This is a genomic window from Pseudomonas sp. ES3-33 (assembly GCF_000952175.1).
GTDB classification, from domain to species: Bacteria; Pseudomonadota; Gammaproteobacteria; order Pseudomonadales; family Pseudomonadaceae; genus Aquipseudomonas; species Aquipseudomonas gregormendelii.
On sequence record NZ_JZRI01000126.1, the window covers coordinates 38,835 to 57,594 of the forward strand.

General features: G+C 60.0%; 16 protein-coding genes. 8 read left to right on the top strand and 8 right to left on the bottom strand.

Annotated features, from left to right (window positions below):
* Positions 1-6: 6 nt before the first annotated feature.
* From tauA to UB23_RS21580, 4 genes are all read right to left on the bottom strand, one after another.
* Positions 7-984, bottom strand: coding sequence for a taurine ABC transporter substrate-binding protein (tauA, locus tag UB23_RS21565; RefSeq protein WP_045061312.1), 978 nt, complete (start codon positions 982-984; stop codon positions 7-9).
* Positions 985-1,240: 256 nt separating this feature from the next.
* Entirely contained in the window at positions 1,241-2,824 is a 1,584-nt protein-coding gene (gshA, locus tag UB23_RS21570; protein WP_045061313.1) for a glutamate--cysteine ligase, read from the bottom strand.
* Positions 2,825-3,116: 292 nt separating this feature from the next.
* Positions 3,117-3,500, bottom strand: a complete 384-nt coding sequence (locus tag UB23_RS21575) for a PaaI family thioesterase (protein WP_045061314.1) — start codon at positions 3,498-3,500, stop codon at positions 3,117-3,119.
* Positions 3,500-5,824 carry a Tex family protein gene (locus UB23_RS21580; RefSeq protein ID WP_045061315.1) on the bottom strand — a complete coding sequence of 775 codons (2,325 nt, stop codon included), beginning with the start codon at positions 5,822-5,824 and terminating at the stop codon, positions 3,500-3,502. Before UB23_RS21580 ends, UB23_RS21575 begins: the two co-directional genes overlap by 1 nt.
* Positions 5,825-6,182: 358 nt before the next feature.
* Between UB23_RS21580 and ompR the strand changes: the two genes are divergently transcribed.
* Together ompR and UB23_RS21590 are read left to right on the top strand one after the other, a co-directional pair.
* Positions 6,183-6,923, top strand: a complete 741-nt coding sequence (ompR, locus tag UB23_RS21585; protein WP_045061316.1) for an osmolarity response regulator transcription factor OmpR — start codon at positions 6,183-6,185, stop codon at positions 6,921-6,923.
* 103 nt (positions 6,924-7,026) lie between these two features.
* Positions 7,027-8,340: an ATP-binding protein gene (locus UB23_RS21590; RefSeq protein ID WP_045061317.1), complete on the top strand. Its 1,314-nt coding sequence runs from the start codon at positions 7,027-7,029 to the stop codon at positions 8,338-8,340.
* Positions 8,341-8,404: 64 nt separating this feature from the next.
* Here the strand turns inward: UB23_RS21590 and rimK are convergent, their stop codons facing one another.
* From rimK to rimA, 3 genes are read right to left on the bottom strand one after another with little or no spacing between them, the layout of a single operon-like run.
* Positions 8,405-9,310: a 30S ribosomal protein S6--L-glutamate ligase gene (rimK, locus tag UB23_RS21595; RefSeq protein WP_045061318.1), complete on the bottom strand. Its 906-nt coding sequence runs from the start codon at positions 9,308-9,310 to the stop codon at positions 8,405-8,407.
* Complete coding sequence (gene rimB / locus UB23_RS21600; RefSeq protein WP_045061319.1) at positions 9,307-9,786, bottom strand: retropepsin-like aspartic endopeptidase RimB; 480 nt, start codon at positions 9,784-9,786, stop codon at positions 9,307-9,309. The genes rimK and rimB overlap by 4 nt, the downstream gene beginning before the upstream one ends.
* A 16-nt stretch (positions 9,787-9,802) precedes the next feature.
* A complete protein-coding gene (gene rimA / locus UB23_RS21605) occupies positions 9,803-10,582 on the bottom strand; it encodes a S6 modification regulatory phosphodiesterase RimA (protein ID WP_045061320.1) in 780 nt (259 codons plus the stop codon).
* Positions 10,583-10,698: 116 nt separating this feature from the next.
* Here rimA and UB23_RS21610 point away from each other — a divergent pair, with 116 nt between their 5' ends.
* From UB23_RS21610 to UB23_RS21635, 6 genes are all read left to right on the top strand, one after another.
* On the top strand, positions 10,699-11,106 hold the full coding sequence (locus tag UB23_RS21610; RefSeq protein WP_045061321.1) for an RNA-binding S4 domain-containing protein: 408 nt from the start codon (positions 10,699-10,701) through the stop codon (positions 11,104-11,106).
* A gap of 146 nt (positions 11,107-11,252) precedes the next feature.
* On the top strand, positions 11,253-12,155 hold the full coding sequence (gene hslO / locus UB23_RS21615; protein WP_045061322.1) for an Hsp33 family molecular chaperone HslO: 903 nt from the start codon (positions 11,253-11,255) through the stop codon (positions 12,153-12,155).
* Positions 12,156-12,337: 182 nt separating this feature from the next.
* The gene (locus tag UB23_RS21620; protein WP_045061323.1) at positions 12,338-13,879 is read left to right on the top strand and encodes a phosphoenolpyruvate carboxykinase; all 1,542 of its coding nucleotides are present in this window, start codon (positions 12,338-12,340) and stop codon (positions 13,877-13,879) included.
* Between the two features lie 225 nt (positions 13,880-14,104).
* Positions 14,105-16,039, top strand: a complete 1,935-nt coding sequence (locus UB23_RS21625; RefSeq protein WP_045061324.1) for a RecQ family ATP-dependent DNA helicase — start codon at positions 14,105-14,107, stop codon at positions 16,037-16,039.
* Positions 16,040-16,279: 240 nt separating this feature from the next.
* Positions 16,280-17,506, top strand: a complete 1,227-nt coding sequence (locus UB23_RS21630; protein WP_045061325.1) for a 3-hydroxyacyl-CoA dehydrogenase — start codon at positions 16,280-16,282, stop codon at positions 17,504-17,506.
* Between the two features lie 175 nt (positions 17,507-17,681).
* Positions 17,682-18,101, top strand: coding sequence for an acyl-CoA thioesterase (locus UB23_RS21635; protein ID WP_045061326.1), 420 nt, complete (start codon positions 17,682-17,684; stop codon positions 18,099-18,101).
* 69 nt (positions 18,102-18,170) lie between these two features.
* Here UB23_RS21635 and UB23_RS21640 read toward each other — a convergent pair whose 3' ends face one another.
* Positions 18,171-18,656, bottom strand: coding sequence for a glycine zipper domain-containing protein (locus UB23_RS21640; protein WP_045061327.1), 486 nt, complete (start codon positions 18,654-18,656; stop codon positions 18,171-18,173).
* Positions 18,657-18,760: the final 104 nt, after the last annotated feature.

An 18,760-nucleotide genomic window follows, 5' to 3' on the forward strand; every position in this document is an offset into this window, starting at 1 on the left:
TCCCGATCAGTTGGTGATGAACTTGGCGCTGACGTACGGCGCGTAGTCCGGCAGAACCGCTTCCACCTTGCCTTGTTCCTTGAGGAACACGGCGGTGTCGGTGATGGCTTTGGTGGTCGGCGCGCCGAGGGTAATCACCTGATCAGCCGCCAGCGGGTAGACGTTGCCTTGCAACAACAGTGGAATGTCGCTGGCCTTGGCGCCGGAGAGTTTCACCAGCTTGTCGACGTTGCCCTGATTAGCCAGCCAGGCTGTTGGGTCCTTGCGGTAGTCGGCGTAGGCGTCGAGGGTGACTTTGGCGAAGGCGGTGACGATTTCCGGGTGTTTTTCAGCGAAATCTTTACGCACGATCCAGGCATCGAAGGTCGGTGCGCCGAACTTGGCCAGTTCGCCAGAGGTAATCAGCACTTTGCCGTTTTCCTTGGCAACGCCCAGGGCTGGGTCCCACACGTAGGTAGCGTCGATGTCACCCCGTTTCCACGCGGCGATAATGGCTGGCGGGGCGAGGTTCAGTACGGTGACTTTCGACGGGTGGATATTCCAGTGCTTCAGCGCGGCCAGCAGGCTGTAGTGGCCGGTGGACACGAATGGCACGGCGATCTTCTTGCCGATCAGGTCTTGCGGGGTCTTGATCCCCGATCCGTCGCGAGCCACCAGGGCTTCGGCGGCACCGATCTGGGTGGCGATCAGGAAGGTTTCCACTGGCACTTTGCGAGTGATCGCGGCGGTCAGGGGGCTGGAGCCGAGGTAGCCGATCTGTACGTCGCCGGAGGCAATGGCGGCAATGATGTCGGCGCCATTATCGAATTTGCGCCAGTCGATCTTGGCGTTGGTGGCTTTTTCATAGGCGCCGTCGGCCTGGGCAACTTTCGCCGGGTCTACGGTGGTCTGGTAGGCAACGGTGACTTCGGCGGCCTGGGCGAAGAAGCTCGCCGCAGCCAGCGAAGCGGCCGCCAGGAGGCGAAGGGGGAAATGCAGTTTCATCGGAGAAGCTCCTCAACAGGCGGCCGGGAGTTGGCGTTTGAGGAGACTAAATGATCTAAGAATGCGGAAATAAATAACTTTTTCGCATTAGCTTATGAGTGGAAAAAGCGGAGGATCAAAAGATCGCAGCCTGCGGCAGCTCTTACACAGGTCGCGTGCAGGCTCGGGGACTGGGTGGCGCGGCGAAAAAAAATCGCAGACTCCAGCCGATCCTTGTAGGAGCTGCCGCAGGCTGCGATCTTTTTAAAGCTGCCGATTAATTACTGATCGCCAGAATGCTCGCTTGATACGACCCGACGAACACATCAAAATCGCCGACTTCGTTCTTCTCCAGCTCCACCTGTTCCGCCAGCGACGAGCGTGCACGGTCTTCGAATTTCGCCTGGTCTTCGGCAGAAAGCGGTTCGCTGCGGAAATATTCCGCATGCGCCTGGCTCTGACGCAACGAGAACTGACTGAAGCTCTCCTTGTGCTCTGCCATCGCGGCCAACACCTGGGCCGATGGGGTCAGGGCCGGGTCCTTGACCTTAGCCAGCTGGGCATCCAGCGCCTTGCTGTGAGCATCGCCGCCGTGGCTCTGGTCCAGTATCGCCGCGAGGGGAGCAATGTGCTCCAGCAACTCGCTGGCCCACTCCTTGAGGTCCACCGGCTGGCCGTCGCGCTGCAGTTGCAGGCCCGGGCGGCGACCTTCCTTGACCACGCTAAGGAAGTTCGAGGTCGCGTTGCCGCACGAGGTGTTGGTCAGCAGCGGGCTGTCGTTGAGCGCGCAGTACAGCAGGAACGCGTCGAGGAAGCGCGACTCGGTGAGGTCGATGCCCATCGGCAGGAGCGGGTTGATGTCCAGGCAGCGCACTTCGACGTACTGGATACCACGTGCCACCAGCGCCTGGATCGGGCGCTCGCCGGTGTAGGTCACGCGCTTGGGGCGAATGTTGGAGTAGTACTCGTTTTCGATCTGCAGGATGTTGGTGTTGAGCTGAACCCACTCTCCATCCTGATGGGTGCCGATCTCCACGTACGGTGCGTAGGGAGTGGCTACCGCTTTGCGCAGGCTGTCGGTGTAGCTGACCAGGTCGTTATAGCAAGGCGTCAGGCCGGCCTGGGCGTTACTCTGGTAACCCAGGTCACTCATGCGCAGGCTGGTGGCGTAAGGCAGGTAGAGCGTGTCCGGGTCCAGCTGCTCCAGCTGATGGGAGCGCCCTCGCAGGAAGCCCGCATCAAGGGCTGGTGAAGCGCCAAACAGGTACATCAGCAGCCAGCTGTAGCGACGGAAGTTGCGGATCAGCGCGATGTAGGCCGAGGACTGATAGTCGCGATCGGTGCCGACAAAGCCTTCAGCTTCCTTGAGCAGCGGCCAGAGCTGTTCCGGCAGGGAAAAATTGTAGTGAATCCCGGCGATGCATTGCATCGTCTTGCCGTAGCGCAGGGCCAGGCCCTTGCGGTAGACGTACTTGAGCTGACCGATGTTCGAGGTGCCGTAGTAGGCAATCGGGATGTCTTCCTCAGCCGGCAACGGGCACGGCATGGAAGGACTCCACAGGTACTCGCTGCCCAGCTTGCTGTAGGCAAAGCGGTGAATGCTGTCCAGGCTCGCCAGCGTATCGGCCGGGTCCGGCAGGGCGGGCGTGATGAACTCCAGCAGCGACTCGGAATAGTCGGTGGTGATTTGTTCATTGGTCAGCGCGGAACCCAATTCTTCGGGGTGGGGCGTTTGCGCCAGGCGACCTTCGCTGGTCACGCGCAGGCATTCACGTTCGATGCCGTGAAGGCACTGTTCGAGCAGAGAGAGGTTAGCGCGCTCGCCAAGCAGAGCCAGGCGGCGGTTGAGAATTTCGCTCAAGTTGGATTCCTTCACGCGTCAGTCGCCCCAATATGGGGGTGGGCAAGACGGTCTACAAGGGTGAAGTTGAAACTGGCGTTTTCGCCTGGTTTTTTAGCAGCACGGACTTCATGCCAGTCGGTCAAGTACCCGTCGCCGCGAACCCTGTGGGAGCGGGCTTGCCCGCGATGAGGGAGTGTAAGTCACCATTTATGTTGCCTGACACACCGCCATCGCGGGCAAGCGCGCTCCCACAGAAAATCCCGGCGCCGCTTTCATAGCGCCGAAATTACCTCAAAATGATGATCGGTAGCTACAGGACAGCGAACGTGCCTTGCGCTTTTGCGACCAATTTTTCGCCTTGCATCACCTCGGCCTCGACCACCAGCGTGCGACGGCCCGGGTGGATCACCCGTGCCGTGCACATCACCTCGCCCTCAGAAACCGCGCGAATGTAGTTGATCTTGCATTCGATGGTCGCGCTCTGCTGGTCGAAGCCATGGGTACTGGAACAGGCCAGGCCCATGGCAATGTCCACCAGGCTGAACAACGCGCCGCCGTGCAGCTTGCCGCCGCGGTTGCGCAGTTCGGGCTGCAGTGCCAGGGCGACTTGCGCCACCCCGGTGTCCAGGCTGTGCAAACGACAACCCAGCAGCTTGAAGAACGCGCTTTCGGTCAACCCTGGCGGGATCTCCATCAACGCTTCTTCAGTTGCTTGGCGTTGGCGAACAGCGAAGCCATGGCATTGTTGGCAGGGGCGGGCGCCGTGGTTTCCTTGCGCGGTGCAGTGTTCTGGGACTGACGCGGTGCCGAACCAGGACGCGCACCACGAGCGCCATCGATTTTCTCGCCAGGGGTGTCGCTCATGCGCATCGACAGGCCCACGCGCTTACGCGGTATATCGACTTCCATGACCTTCACTTTCACCACGTCGCCCGCCTTCACCGCTTCACGGGGATCCTTGATGAACTTCTCCGAAAGTGCAGAGATATGCACCAAACCGTCCTGATGCACGCCGATGTCAACGAATGCGCCGAAGTTGGTCACGTTGGTCACCACGCCTTCGAGGATCATGCCCAGGTGCAGGTCCTTGAGGTCTTCGACACCTTCCTGGAACTCGGCAGTCTTGAACTCGGGACGCGGGTCGCGACCGGGTTTTTCCAGCTCTTGCAGAATGTCGGTGACCGTTGGCAGACCGAACGTCTCGTCGGTGTACTTCTTCGGATCCAGGCGCTTGAGAAAGCTGGCGTCGCCAATCAGCGAACGGATGTCGCGGTCGGTTTCAGCGGCAATGCGCTGCACCAGTGGATAGGCTTCCGGGTGAACGGCGGACGAATCCAGCGGGTTGTCACCGTTCATGACCCGCAGGAAGCCGGCGGCCTGTTCGAACGTTTTTTCACCCAGGCGTGCGACTTTTTTCAACGCGGCGCGGGTCTTGAACGCACCGTGTTCGTCGCGGTGGCTGACGATATTCTGCGCCAAGGTCGCATTGAGGCCGGAGATGCGGGCCAGCAGTGCCACGGAAGCAGTGTTGACGTCCACGCCGACGGCGTTCACGCAGTCTTCGACCACGGCGTCCAGGCCGCGCGCCAGTTTCAGCTGCGATACGTCGTGCTGATACTGGCCGACGCCAATGGATTTCGGATCGATCTTCACCAGTTCGGCCAGCGGGTCCTGCAGGCGACGAGCGATGGATACCGCGCCACGAATCGACACGTCGAGGTCCGGGAATTCCTTGGAGGCCAATTCCGACGCCGAGTAAACCGATGCGCCGGCCTCGGAGACCATGACCTTGGTCATTTTCATCGCCGGGTATTTCTTGATCAGCTCAGCGGCGAGCTTGTCGGTTTCACGGCTGGCGGTGCCGTTGCCGATGGCGATCAGGTCGACCGAATGCTTGGCGCAAAGGGCTGCCAGGATCGCAATAGTCTGGTCCCACTTGTTGTGCGGCACGTGGGGGTAAACGGTGGCGTGATCCAGCAGCTTACCGGTGGAGTCGACCACGGCGACCTTGCAACCGGTGCGCAGGCCCGGGTCCAGGCCCAGTGTGGCGCGCGGGCCGGACGGGGCCGACAGCAGCAGATCGTGCAGGTTGTGGGCGAACACGTTGATCGCCTCGGTTTCCGCGCCATCGCGCAACTCGCCGAGCAGGTCGGTTTCGAGATGGGTATAGAGCTTGACCTTCCAGGTCCAGCGCACCACTTCGCCCAGCCATTTGTCGGCGGCGCGGTTCTGGTTCTGAATGCCGAACTGCTGGCCGATCATGCCTTCGCAGGGGTGCATGGTGCCCGGCAGCTCGTCGCCGACTTTCAGCGCGGAACTGAGAATGCCTTCGTTGCGGCCACGGAAAATCGCCAGGGCGCGGTGCGATGGCATGCTTTTGAGCGGTTCGTCGTGTTCGAAGTAGTCGCGGAACTTGGCGCCTTCCTCTTCTTTACCGGCGATCACGCGGGCACTGAGGATGGCCTCCTGCTTGAGGTAGCTGCGCAGTTTGTCCAGCAGGCCGGCGTCTTCGGCGAAGCGCTCCATCAGGATGTACTTGGCGCCTTCAAGGGCTGCCTTCACATCGGCTACGCCTTTTTCCGCGTCGATGAAGCGTGCAGCTTCGGCGTCCGGGGCCAGGGTCGGGTCGTTGAACAGGCCATCGGCCAGCTCGCCGAGGCCGGCTTCCAGGGCGATCTGGCCCTTGGTGCGGCGCTTCTGCTTGTACGGCAGGTACAAGTCTTCGAGGCGGGGCTTGGTGTCGGCGAGCTTGATGTCGCGCTCCAGCTGCGGGGTCAGCTTGCCTTGTTCCTGAATACTGGCCAGGATGCTGATGCGCCGTTCGTCGAGTTCTCGCAGGTAGCGCAGACGCTCTTCCAGATGACGCAACTGGATGTCATCGAGGCTGCCGGTCACTTCTTTCCGGTAGCGGGCGATGAAGGGCACGGTAGAACCTTCATCGAGTAGCGCGACGGCCGCTTCGACCTGTTGTGGGCGTACACCGAGTTCCTCGGCGATGCGGCTGTTGATGCTGTCCATAAAACCACCTGACAAATTGTGAAAGCAGGCTCGCAGGCACAGGATTAAAGGCTCGGCGAGTCTGGTTGAGCGGCCTGGCCTGCGCCGCTACCTGGATCAACAGGCATCCCGTTGACCCGTGAAATCGAACAATTACTGCCAGCGCCATGAAAATAAAAAGTGGCTGCTGCTGTAAACGATCAGACGTTGCCTGACACAAAAGGCCGCGCATTATAACCAGCATCGGTCATTCGGGGCATCGCAGGCTCCCGCTACCCACCCGGTTTACTGGCGGTGGAGGAAAAATCTGCTAACAATGCACACGGTGCGTATAACGGCAGCTACGCCATAATGCGCGCCGAGCTAAAAGGAGCATCTAATGAGCAGCACTGCAAACATTGCTGAAGGCGAAAAAATTCTTATTGTTGATGACGACCCGGGGCTGAGCAGCCTGCTGGAGCGCTTTTTCGTCAGCAAGGGCTACCGTGCCCGCACGGTACCGAACACGGAACAAATGGACCGCCTGCTGGCGCGTGAAGTGTTCAACCTGGTCGTTCTCGACCTGATGCTGCCAGGCGAAGACGGCCTGACCGCCTGCCGCCGCCTGCGTACCGCGAACAACCAGATTCCAATCATCATGCTGACCGCCAAGGGCGATGAGCTGAGCCGGATCAAGGGTCTGGAGCTGGGTGCCGACGACTACCTGGCCAAGCCGTTCAACCCGGACGAGCTGATGGCGCGGGTCAAGGCGGTGCTGCGTCGCCAGTCGACGCCTGTGCCAGGCGCACCGGGCAGCGAAGACGAGAGCGTGACGTTTGGTGACTACGAACTGTCGCTGGCCACCCGTGAGCTCAAGCGTGGCGAAGAAGTGCACATGCTCACCACTGGCGAGTTCGCCGTGCTCAAGGCGTTGGTGATGAACGCGCGTCAGCCATTGACTCGCGACAAGCTGATGAACCTGGCTCGTGGTCGTGAATGGGATGCGCTCGAACGCTCCATCGATGTGCAAATCTCGCGTCTACGCCGGATGATCGAACCTGATCCATCCAAACCGCGTTACATCCAGACGGTTTGGGGCGTGGGTTACGTATTCGTGCCGGACGGCGCAGCCACCAAGTGATTGGCGATTTGTAGGAGCGGGTCATGCGGATGATTTTGTCCGCAGACTCGCGAACCGCAATATGCGAGCATCGCTCGCTCTTGCATGTGTTTAGCGGTTATCCATGAAAACGCCCGTGTGGTTCCCCCAAAGTTTCTTCTCTCGCACCCTTTGGCTGGTGCTGATCGTTGTGCTGTTTTCCAAGGCACTGACCCTCGTTTATCTGCTGATGAACGAAGACGTGCTTGTGGATCGCCAGTACAGCCACGGCGTCGCCTTGACGCTGCGCGCCTATTGGGCGGCTGATGAAAACAATCGAGACAAAATCGCCGAAGCGGCAACGCTGATTCGTGTGGTTGGCACCGGTGTGCCGGAGGGTGAGCAGCACTGGCCCTACAGCGAAATCTACCAGCGACAGATGCAGGCAGAACTCGGTGCCGATACCGAAGTCCGGTTACGTATGCACTCGCCCCCAGCCCTCTGGGTGCGGGCGCCGAGCCTGGGTGACGGCTGGCTGAAAGTACCGCTTTACCCGCATCCGCTGCGCGGGCAGAAAATCTGGAACGTACTCGGCTGGTTCCTCGCCATCGGATTGCTGTCCACGGCTTCGGCGTGGATTTTTGTCAGTCAGCTCAATCAACCTTTGAAACGCCTGGTCTACGCGGCCAGACAGCTCGGCCAGGGGCGCAGCGTGCGCCTGCCGATCAGCGATACGCCCAGCGAAATGACCGAGGTGTACCGCGCCTTCAACCAGATGGCCGAGGACGTCGAGCAGGCGGGCCGTGAGCGTGAGCTGATGCTGGCCGGGGTATCCCACGACCTGCGAACCCCGCTCACCCGTTTGCGCCTGTCCCTGGAGCTGATGGGCGACCACAGCGACCTCACCGACGATATGGTGCGTGACATCGAGGACATGGACGCGATTCTTGACCAGTTCCTGGCATTTATCCGTGATGGACGCGATGAGTCGGTGGAAGAAGTCGACCTGATCGATCTCGTGCGCGAAGTCGCTGCTCCTTACAACCAGAACGAAGAAAAAGTGCGTTTGCGCCTGGAGCCGATTCAGCCGTTCCCGCTACGGCGGGTGTCGATGAAACGACTGTTGAACAACCTGATCGGCAATGCGCTGCATCACGCCGGCAGCGGTGTGGAGGTGGCGGCGTACGTATCCGGAGATACCAGCGCGCCTTACGTGGTGCTGAGCGTGATGGACCGTGGCGCCGGGATCGATCCGTCGGAGCTGGAAGCCATTTTCAACCCGTTCACCCGTGGTGATCGTGCCCGGGGCGGCAAGGGAACCGGATTGGGCCTGGCGATCGTCAAGCGGATTGCTTCGATGCATGGCGGCAATGTCGAGCTGCGCAACCGTGATGGTGGCGGGCTGGAGGCGCGGGTGCGCTTGCCGTTGGGGTTGATGTTGCCGCGCGATGCGGTTTAACGGCTGAAAAAAAGATCGTCCGAACGCGGCCCGAGCCTTCGGACGATCTTTTGATCTTCCCGCTTTAGCCTTTTCCTTTGGTGCGCGTCATATTCGGCCCACCATTCTTTTCAAGATGCTCGATGATGATCCCCGCCACGTTCTTGCCGGTGGTGGTCTCGATGCCTTCCAGCCCCGGCGACGAGTTGACTTCCATCACCAGCGGCCCGTGATTGGAACGCAGGATATCCACGCCTGCGACGGCCAGCCCCATTACCTTGGCCGCACGCAAGGCCGTCATGCGTTCTTCCGGGGTGATCTTTATCAGGCTCGCGCTGCCGCCCCGGTGCAGGTTGGAACGGAACTCCCCGGGTTTGGCCTGGCGTTTCATCGCAGCAATCACTTTGTCGCCCACCACGAAGCAGCGAATGTCTGCCCCACCGGCTTCCTTGATGTATTCCTGGACCATGATGTTCTGCTTGAGACCCATGAAGGCCTCGATCACCGACTCCGCCGCAGTCGCGGTCTCACACAGCACCACGCCGATGCCCTGGGTGCCTTCCAGTACCTTGATCACCAGAGGGGCGCCGTTGACCATTTCGATCAGGTCGGGAATGTCATCCGGCGAGTGCGCAAACCCGGTGACCGGCAAGCCGATCCCTCGGCGCGAGAGCAGTTGCAGTGAACGTAGTTTGTCCCGCGAACGCGCGATGGCCACCGATTCGTTGAGCGGAAATACCCCCATCATCTCGAACTGGCGCAAAACCGCGCAGCCATAAAACGTCACCGATGCCCCGATACGCGGGATGACCGCATCGAAACCTTCCAGCGGCCGGCCCCTGTAGTGGATCTGCGGCTTGTGGCTGGCGATGTTCATGTAGGCGCGCAAGGTGTCGACCACGACCATTTCGTGGCCACGCTCGGTTCCGGCTTCGACCAGACGACGAGTGGAATACAGACGCGGGTTCCGCGACAGCACAGCGATCTTCATGCAACACCTGTGGAAAGGGTAGAGACCGGGAACACCGGCTTGTCTTGTACGTATTTGATGCCCGGATTGACGACCAGTTGGCCGTCGATAAGGGCTTTGGAGCCGAGTAGCAGGCGATATCGCATGGATTTACGGCAGGCGAGGGTGAACTCGACCCGCCAGACCCGATCACCGAGGGCCAGGGTGGTGCTGACCACATAGCGCTTCTGCGCATGGCCATTGGAGCTCTTGATGGTTTTCATGGTCACCAGCGGGGCTTCGCAACGTCGATGACGCAGTTGCACTACCGTGCCCAGATGCGCGGTAAAACGCACCCATTTTTCGCCATCGCGCTCAAACGGCTCAATGTCGGTGGCATGCAAGCTGGAGGTGCTGGCACCGGTGTCGATTTTTGCCCGCAGGCCTGCCACTCCCAAATCCGGAAGCGCCACCCACTCGCGCAGACCGACAACGGTCAAATGGTCAAATGTCTTCAAAAGAATAAACCGGCGATTAACGCGTCCAGGTACCCGCTGGTACCTGGGCCAACGCTTTGAATGCAGGCTTGGCGAACCAGTAGCCTTGCATCAGAAAAATTCCACAGTCCGCCAGGAAATCCCGTTCTCCAGCGCTTTCGATGCCTTCGGCAATGACTGTAACGTCCAGATCCGCACAGATTGTGACAATCCCCCGCACGATAGCCTGACGAACACGATCGCGATCGACATCACGGATCAGTGCCATGTCGAGTTTGATCAGGTCGGGTTGGAAGTCAGCGAGCAGATTGAGCCCCGAGTACCCCGCACCGAAGTCATCGATGGCGGTCTTGAAGCCGAATTCGCGGTATTCACGCAGAATATTGGTCAAATGGCGATAGTTATCTACGTGCTCGCTTTCCAGGGTTTCGAAAATCAGCCTGTCTATAGGGAAATTATGTTTTTTGGCGGCCTTCAGCGTGCTGCGAATACACAGCTCCGGGCGGTACACGGCGTTGGGCATGAAGTTGATCGACAGGTTGGTTTGCATGCCCAGTTGCGCAGCACCTTCGATCGCCTTGGTGCGGCAGAGCTGGTCAAATCGGTAGCGATTGGCCTCGGTGACCTGGTCAAGTACCGATAACGCGCCTTCACCGTCGGTGCCGCGCACCAGTGCCTCGTGAGCAAAGATCGATCGGTCCCGCAGGTCCACGATGGGTTGGTAAGCAAAGGCAAAATCAAAGCCCAACGGTTCGCTTTGCTGACATCCCTGGCAATCGCCACTGGATGAAGTCAATGAAGACGGAAATATTGTCACTCGAACACTCCACTGCGATGAACCGACCAGGATGACATTCTATCTGGAGGGGCGGGTTCTTGCGCCCGACAGAAACGGTAGTACAGTTCCGACTATGGGCTAAAAGAGGAATTCCGGTGACACAAAAAAAGGATGAGGACGACAAGGTCCGTCTCGATAAGTGGCTGTGGGCTGCGCGTTTCTATAAAACACGTGCCTTGGCCAAGACGGCGATCGAAAGTGGCAAGGTGCATTGTCGCGGCGAACGCTGCAAACCCGGCAAGGAACCGCGCATCGGTGACGAATTTCAGATTCGCCAGGGGTTCGAAGAGCGTACGGTGGTAGTTCAGGCACTGTCGATCGTGCGCCGGGGTGCTCCCGAGGCGCAGGCCTTGTACGCCGAGACCGAAGCCAGCGTCGCCAAGCGCGAGGCTGCTGCCGAGATGCGCAAGGCGGGTTCGCTGGGCATGACCACCGACGGCAAACCGAGCAAAAAACAGCGGCGGGATCTGTTTAAGTTTCGTGGGAACAGCAACGACGAGTGAAGCAGGTGTTTGTGCGCTGGCCGGTATGAGCTTGGAACCCGACCGGATTGTTCCTAAAATGCCTGCCATGGCCAGACTTTGCGTGCGCAAACCCCGCGCAGCTTACTCTTTGAAATCTTTTGACATTAATTCAGATACCCAAACCTATGACCGATCTAACGGATACCGACTACACCCAACGCTTCATTTTCGATGACAGCGATACCCGCGGCGAACTGGTTTCGTTGGAACTCAGCTACGCCGAAGTCCTGGCTAAACATGCGTATCCGGAACCGGTTGCGCAGTTGCTCGGCGAACTGATGGCCGCGGCGTCGTTGCTGGTCGGCACCCTGAAATTCGATGGCCTGCTGATTCTACAGGCCCGCTCCGAAGGGCCCATCCCGCTGCTGATGATCGAGTGCTCCAGCGAGCGTGAAATCCGTGGCCTGGCCCGTTACGAGGCTGACCGCATCGCGCCTGATGCGACGCTTGCCGACCTGATGCCCAACGGTGTCCTCGCGCTGACGGTCGATCCGACCCAAGGCCAGCGCTACCAGGGCATCGTTGACCTGGACGGCGAAACCCTGTCGGAGTGCTTCACCAACTATTTCGTCATGTCCCAGCAGGTCGGCACGCGCTTCTGGCTGTACGCCGACGGCCGTCGTGCCCGAGGTCTGCTGCTGCAGCAACTGCCCGCTGATCGCCTCAAGGATGAAGAAGAGCGCGCCGCCAGCTGGCAGCACATCACCGCCCTGGGCAGTACGCTGACTGCCGATGAGCTGCTCAGCCTGGACAACGAAACCGTGCTGCACCGCTTGTACCACGAAGAGCAGGTGCGCCTGTTCGATGTCCAGCGATTGCGCTTCCGTTGCAGTTGCTCGCGCGAGCGCTCGGCGAATGCGCTGGTCAGCCTGGGTCTGGAAGACGCTCAGGACCTGGTCGTGGAACACGGTGGCAACATCGAGATCGACTGCCAGTTTTGCAATCAGCGCTACCTGTTCGATGCGGCCGATATCACTCAATTGTTCGCTGGAGCCGGTGTCGATACCCCGTCAGATACCCGGCACTAAAACGGTTCAGCGCAGGTAAATTCACTGCTTAGCGGCGCATTAGCGCCGTTACGACGGGAGGGCCCTACTATTTTTGGGCGTTTCTGGCATAATCCGGCCCACTTTTTGTCGCGGTAGTAGTGCACGACTTTCTACTACAAAACGTTTGGAGCACACTCGGCCACTGGCCGACGGGGAATCTCATGACGCAAGCCAATAACGCCGTGTACACCGATCTGAGTGTTGATGATCTGGTAAAAGAAGCTCTGAATCGTGGTGAAGGCGAGCTTGCCGATACCGGCGCGCTGGTTGTTCGTACCGGTCACCGTACCGGCCGCTCGCCAGTCGATCGTTTCATCGTGGAAGAGCCAACCACCCAGGCAGCCATCGCCTGGGGCCCGATCAACCGCAAGTTCCCGGCCGACAAGTTCGATGCCCTGTGGGACCGCGTCGAGGCGTTCAACAACGCGCAAGAGCATTTCGTTTCCCATGTGCATGTAGGTGCGTCCGAAGACCACTACCTGGCTGTGAAAATGACCACCCAGACTGCCTGGCAGAACCTGTTCGGTCGTTGCCTGTTCATCAATCCTGCCCAGTACAACCCGGCAGGTCGCGAAGAGTGGCAAGTACTGAACGTGGCCAACTTCGAGTGCGTGCCTGAGAGTGATGGCACCAACTCCGACGGCTGCGTGATCCTCAACTTCGCCCAGAAGAAGGTACTGATCGCCGGCATGCGTTACGCCGGTGAAATGAAGAAAGCCATGTTCTCGGTGCAGAACTTCCTGCTGCCGGCCGCCGACGTGCTGCCAATGCACTGCGCTGCCAACATCGGTGAAGCGGGCGACGTGACCCTGTTCTTCGGTTTGTCCGGCACCGGTAAAACCACCCTGTCCGCCGACGAAAGCCGTTACCTGATCGGTGACGACGAGCACGGCTGGGGCGAAGGCGTTGTGTTCAACATCGAAGGCGGCTGCTACGCCAAGTGCATCGACTTGTCCGAGAAGAACGAGCCGGTCATCTGGAAAGCCATCAAGCACGGCGCAGTCCTGGAAAACGTCGTTATCGATGACGCCAAGCACGCCGACTACGCCGATGTGAGCCTGACCCAGAACAGCCGCGCAGCTTACCCGCTGGAGCACGTTGCCAAGCGTTCCGAGAAGAACCTTGGCGGTGAGCCTAACGCGGTGATCTTCCTGACCTGCGACCTGACCGGCGTACTGCCGCCAGTGTCGATCCTCAGCGAAGAACAAGCGGCCTACCACTTCCTGTCCGGCTACACCGCTTTGGTGGGCTCGACCGAAATGGGCTCGGGCAGCGGCATCAAGTCGACGTTCTCCACCTGCTTCGGCGCACCGTTCTTCCCGCGTCCGGCTGGCGAATACGCAGAACTGCTGATCAAGCGCATCCGCGGCTTCGGCTCCAAGGTGTACCTGGTCAACACCGGCTGGACCGGCGGTGGCTACGGCGTTGGCAAGCGCTTCAACATTCCGACCACTCGCGGCGTCATCGCAGCGATCCAGAGCGGCGCGTTGATCGGTGCTGAAACCGAACACCTCGACACCATCAACCTCGACGTGCCATTGGCCGTACCGGGCGTTGAGACTGGCCTGTTGAACCCACGTAATACCTGGGCTGACAAGGCTGCCTACGATGAATCGGCTAAAGCACTGGCCGGCCTGTTCGTCGAGAACTTCAAGAAGTTCGACGTGAGCGACGCCATCAAGGCTGCTGGTCCGAAGCTGTAAGGATTGGCTTGATGTAACGACAAAGCCGCCTTCAGGGCGGCTTTTTCGTGGGCGTGAGCATCAGGTCTTGAGGTGCCTGCGAACCTGTCGCTGCCTTGATTCAACACGCCCTGCCAGCCCCTGCGCGGTATCATCCGGTATCTTTTTACCCCCGACCTTTTCTCGACTCGCGGCGATCGCCAGCTAGGCTTTGGGCTTCGCCAGCGGTCAACGGAGTGACAGCTTATGCACAACACCCTGGAACAGGTTTTCGGTTATCCACAATTTCGTCCCGGCCAGGAGGCTGCGATCAGCGCGGTACTGGCCGGGCGCTCGGCAGCGGCGATCTTTCCCACGGGTTCAGGCAAGTCCCTGTGCTACCAGATCCCGGCGATGCTGTTGCCACACCTGACGCTGGTGGTCTCGCCACTGCTGGCGCTGATGCAGGACCAGCTGGCATTCCTGCAGCGTCACGGTATCTCGGCAGGCAGTATCGATTCGGCGCAGAGCCGCGACGACGCCGCCGATGTGATGGCTCGGGCGAAATCGGGTGAGCTTAAGATCTTGATGGTGTCCGTGGAGCGGCTGAAGAATGAGCGCTTTCGCAACTTCCTCCAGCAGGTGCCAATCTCGTTACTGGTCGTGGACGAGGCGCACTGCATTTCCGAGTGGGGTCATAACTTCCGGCCTGATTACCTCAAGCTTCCGGACTACCAGCGCCAGTTCAACATCCCGCAGGCGCTGCTGCTGACCGCCACGGCGACGCCGAAGGTGATCGCGGACATGCAGGCCAAGTTCGCCATCGCGCCAGAAGACGTCGTGACTACTGGTTTCTACCGGCCTAATCTCAGTTTGCTGGTGGAGCCGGTGCGTGGGCAGGACAAGCGCCGGCGACTGGTTGAGTGGATGAGCGAGCGGCCGGGTCAGCCCAGCATCGTCTACGTCACCCTGCAGAAAACCGCCGAGCACATCGCCGAGCACCTGGGTCGCAATGGCATACAGGCCGAGGCCTATCACGCCGGGTTGCCCCACGAAAAACGTGAGGCGATCCAGAAGCGCTTCATGGGCGGGCAATCCAATTGCATCGTCGCCACCATCGCATTTGGCATGGGCATCGACAAAAGCGACATACGCAACGTGGTGCATTTCGACCTGCCCAAGTCCATCGAAAACTACAGTCAGGAAATCGGTCGTGCCGGGCGCGACGGGCAGCCGTCGGACTGCCTGGTCCTGGCCAACCGCGACAGCCTCAATGTGCTGGAAAACTTCGTCTACGGTGACACGCCGGAGCTGGATGGCATCCGGCACGTGCTGGATGAGTTGAAGGCGTGCGCGGCCGATGGGCAATGGGAGTTTCTGCTGGGGCCGCTGGCAGACCAGAGCAACATCCGGCAGCTGCCGCTCAAGACCTTGCTGGTTCAGCTGGAGCTGCGCCGGATCATCGCCCCGCGTTACGCCTACTACGCCGAGTACCGATTCAAATACCTGCAGGAGCCTGCCGACTTGCTGGCCCGGTTCGAGGGTGAGCGCAAGGATTTCGTGGCGGCGATCATTCATACATCAACCCTCGCGCGAGCCTGGGCCACGGTGAGTTTTGACGCGCTGTACGAACGCTACCAGGCCGAGCGTAATCGGGTGGTCAAAGCCCTGGATTATTTCCAGGAGAAGGGCTGGATCGAGCTCGAAAGCAAGCAGATGACCGAGGTCTACAGCGTGCTGCAAGCAGGCTTTGACAGTCAGGCACTGGCCACGGAACTGCACGCTTACTTCACCCGCCACGAGCAAACCGAGGTCGCCCGAATTCACGCGATGCTGGATCTGTTTGCCACCGAACGCTGCCTGGGTTATCGGCTGGCCGAGTACTTCGGGGACGAACAGGCTCCCCGGCAGTGCGGGCATTGTTCAGTGTGTCACGGCGATATCGCACGACTGCCGGCGCCGCCGGAGCTGCCAGCGCTTGTGGATAAGAATTTCGAGGCGTTGTGCGCTGAATTTATCCACAGGCACGAGCAGCACACCGGCAGCATTCCTTCGACCGAACGGGTGACCCGTTTCCTGTGCGGCATCAGTGTGCCGTTGTTTACCAAGCTCAAGGCGCGGTCAATTGCGGGGTATGCGGTGCTGGAGGAATACCCTTATGGCGAAGTGCGGGGGTGGGTCGAAACTCACCTCCCAGCTTGAGCGGGATATATGTAGGCGCGAGCTTGCTCGCGATGGTCGTCAACGATGACGCGGGGCAACAGCTTAATTTGCGCGACCTCAAGATCATCGCGAGCAAGCTCGCTCCTACAGGGGTTTTGGCGTCTGGGCAAACAGCGTATCCATCTGCTGAATGTCCCCCATCACAGGAATAAATTTCAAAAATGAACGGTGGCTGACTATGGTGAGGGCTGTCTTTGGATCGCCAACAAGAGAACAACCATGAGCCAGACACCGTTCAACATTCAGCGCGCCGCCGTGATTGGCGCGGGCACCATGGGCCGGGGCATTGTGATGTGCCTGGTGAATGCCGGGGTGCCAGTGCAGTGGGTCGATAATAATCCGCAGATGCTCGAGCAAGCCCTGGCAAGCGTGGCAGACACCTGCGCTCACAATGTTCGCCAGGGCCGTATCGATCAGGCCGAAGCGGATGCGCGTGTCGCGCGGGTCACTGCCGTTGCAGACTATGCGGCCATTGCTGATGTAGACCTGGTGATCGAAGCGGTGTACGAGAACCTTGAGCTCAAGCAAAAGATCTTCCGCGAGCTGGACGCTCTGCTCAAGCCCGAAGCGATTCTGGCGAGTAATACCTCGGCGCTGGATATCGACGCCATCGCTGCAGTCACCGGCCGTCCCGGGCAGGTATTGGGGCTGCATTTCTTCAGCCCGGCGCACATCATGAAACTGCTGGAAATCGTCCGCGGTGCGAAGACTGCGCCGGCGGTACTGGAGGCGGCGCTGGCGCTGGGTAAGCGCATGGGCAAGGTCAGCGTGGTGGCCGGCAACTGCGACGGTTTCATCGGCAACCGCATGCTCAATACCTACGTGCACGAAGCACGCAAGATGCTGCTGGAGGGCGCCTATCCCCATCAGGTCGATGCGGCGCTGCAAGGTTTTGGTTTTGCCATGGGCCCTTTCCGCATGTACGACGTGGTTGGCGTCGATCTGGGGTGGCGCGCCAGGCAACTGGCGGGTGTTGGCCAGGATGCGCCCGAGGTGCAGGTCGATAACCGCTTGTGCGAACTGGGTCGCTTCGGTCAGAAGAGCGGCAATGGTTATTATCACTATGAAGCCGGCAGCCGCCAGGCAGAGCACGACGTAGAGGTCGATGCGCTGGTGCTGGAGGTCAGCGAGGGATTGGGCTATCAACGCCGTGAGATCTCGCCTGAGGAGGTGCTGGAGCGCTCCTTGCTGGCATTGGTCAATGAAGGCGCGAAGATTCTTGAGGAAGGCATCGCCGGATCGGCCCACGATATCGATCTGGTCTACCTCAACGGCTATGGCTTCCCGGCCGACAAGGGCGGCCCGATGGCCTGGGCCGATCAGCAGGGGCTGGCGGATATTCATCAGCGGTTGCTGGCGTTGGAAACTCGCCAGGGCGATCACTGGAATCCGGCCCGGTTGATTGGTGAGTTGGCGGCGACCGGCAAGGGGTTTGCCGACAGGTGATCACTACAGTGCTCTTGCGGGCGCCATCGCCAGCAGGCTGGCTCCCACATGGAATTGTGGGTGTTCTTAAACCTTGAGTTGAAACCCGATTGACTGTGGGAGCCAGCCTGCTGGCGAAGAATGCTGAAGCCGTATTAGCTTTAGAATTGGAATTCAATCCAAGGAAACGACGCCAATGCCTCAACGCTGCGAATACCCGCATTTCCAGCCCATCACCACGCGCTGGCATGACAACGATGCCTACGGCCACGTCAACAACGTGACCTACTACAGCTTCTTTGATACCGCGGTGAACACCTACCTGATTGAAGTCGGCGGCCTGGATATCCATGACGGAGAAGTCGTCGGTTTTGTCGTGAGCTCGGCCTGCGATTATTTCGCCTCGATTGCGTTCCCGGACCGGATTGAAATCGGCCTGCGCGTAGGCAAGCTGGGCAACAGTTCGGTGCAATACGAACTGGCGGTGTTCAAGGCAGGTGAAGACGAGGCCTGTGCAGCAGGGCGCTTTGTGCATGTGTTCGTCGATCGCGGGTCGAATCAGCCGGTGGCGATTCCTGGCGGGTTACGCGGGGCGCTGGAGCGATTGGTGGTTTGACTGGCAAAAAAAATCGCAGCCCTTGGGCTGCGATTTTTCGATCTACCGATAACCGAGGCGATTGATGCCTCAGTCGCGATAGCGGTGTTTGTTCTTGCGGTGGCCGTAGGCATGACCGCGACCCCGATGGTCATCGCGATAGTAGCGACGATCATCACGGCCACCGCGATAAGAGCGACGATTATCGTCCTCATCGCTCTTGTTGCCCATGTAGTTGCCGAGTGCGCCACCGGCGCCACCGCCCGCTGCGGAGCCGATCAGGCTGCCTGTGGTGCCGCCCATGCTGCGGCCGACCACGTTACCGCCGGCTGCGCCCAGCGCACCACCGATGGCGGCTTCGCCACGGCTGCGTTTGTCTGCGCCGACGGCACTACCACCCGCGCCGCCCAGGGCCGCGCCAATGGTTGAACCAGTATTGCCGCCTAACGATTGACCGACGACTGAGCCCAAAACCCCGCCCAATGCGCCGCCCACGCCTGCTTCGGTGGTGCCTCCGGCAGAAGCGAAGCCACTGACCAGGCCAAGGGACAACAAGAGAATCGAGGAGAACTTCATAGAGGAACCTCAAGGGGATGACGGCGCGATCCTGAGGCTGGGAGGTACTGGTTACAATCGAAATCCGACGAGTGACACGACTTGTACACAATTGCGTAAGTTAC

What these genes read in the sequence shown, in the direction of transcription:
- UB23_RS21580 (WP_045061315.1), bottom strand. Translation starts at nt 5,824, where the DNA reads ATGGACAGCATCAACAGCCGCATCGCCGAGGAACTCGGTGTACGCCCA.
- UB23_RS21635 (WP_045061326.1), top strand. Translation starts at nt 17,682, where the DNA reads ATGCCTCAACGCTGCGAATACCCGCATTTCCAGCCCATCACCACGCGC.
- UB23_RS21630 (WP_045061325.1), top strand. Translation starts at nt 16,280, where the DNA reads ATGAGCCAGACACCGTTCAACATTCAGCGCGCCGCCGTGATTGGCGCG.
- UB23_RS21575 (WP_045061314.1), bottom strand. Translation starts at nt 3,500, where the DNA reads ATGGAGATCCCGCCAGGGTTGACCGAAAGCGCGTTCTTCAAGCTGCTG.
- UB23_RS21620 (WP_045061323.1), top strand. Translation starts at nt 12,338, where the DNA reads ATGACGCAAGCCAATAACGCCGTGTACACCGATCTGAGTGTTGATGAT.
- ompR (WP_045061316.1), top strand. Translation starts at nt 6,183, where the DNA reads ATGAGCAGCACTGCAAACATTGCTGAAGGCGAAAAAATTCTTATTGTT.
- rimK (WP_045061318.1), bottom strand. Translation starts at nt 9,310, where the DNA reads ATGAAGATCGCTGTGCTGTCGCGGAACCCGCGTCTGTATTCCACTCGT.
- UB23_RS21640 (WP_045061327.1), bottom strand. Translation starts at nt 18,656, where the DNA reads ATGAAGTTCTCCTCGATTCTCTTGTTGTCCCTTGGCCTGGTCAGTGGC.
- UB23_RS21625 (WP_045061324.1), top strand. Translation starts at nt 14,105, where the DNA reads ATGCACAACACCCTGGAACAGGTTTTCGGTTATCCACAATTTCGTCCC.
- tauA (WP_045061312.1), bottom strand. Translation starts at nt 984, where the DNA reads ATGAAACTGCATTTCCCCCTTCGCCTCCTGGCGGCCGCTTCGCTGGCT.
- UB23_RS21590 (WP_045061317.1), top strand. Translation starts at nt 7,027, where the DNA reads ATGAAAACGCCCGTGTGGTTCCCCCAAAGTTTCTTCTCTCGCACCCTT.
- hslO (WP_045061322.1), top strand. Translation starts at nt 11,253, where the DNA reads ATGACCGATCTAACGGATACCGACTACACCCAACGCTTCATTTTCGAT.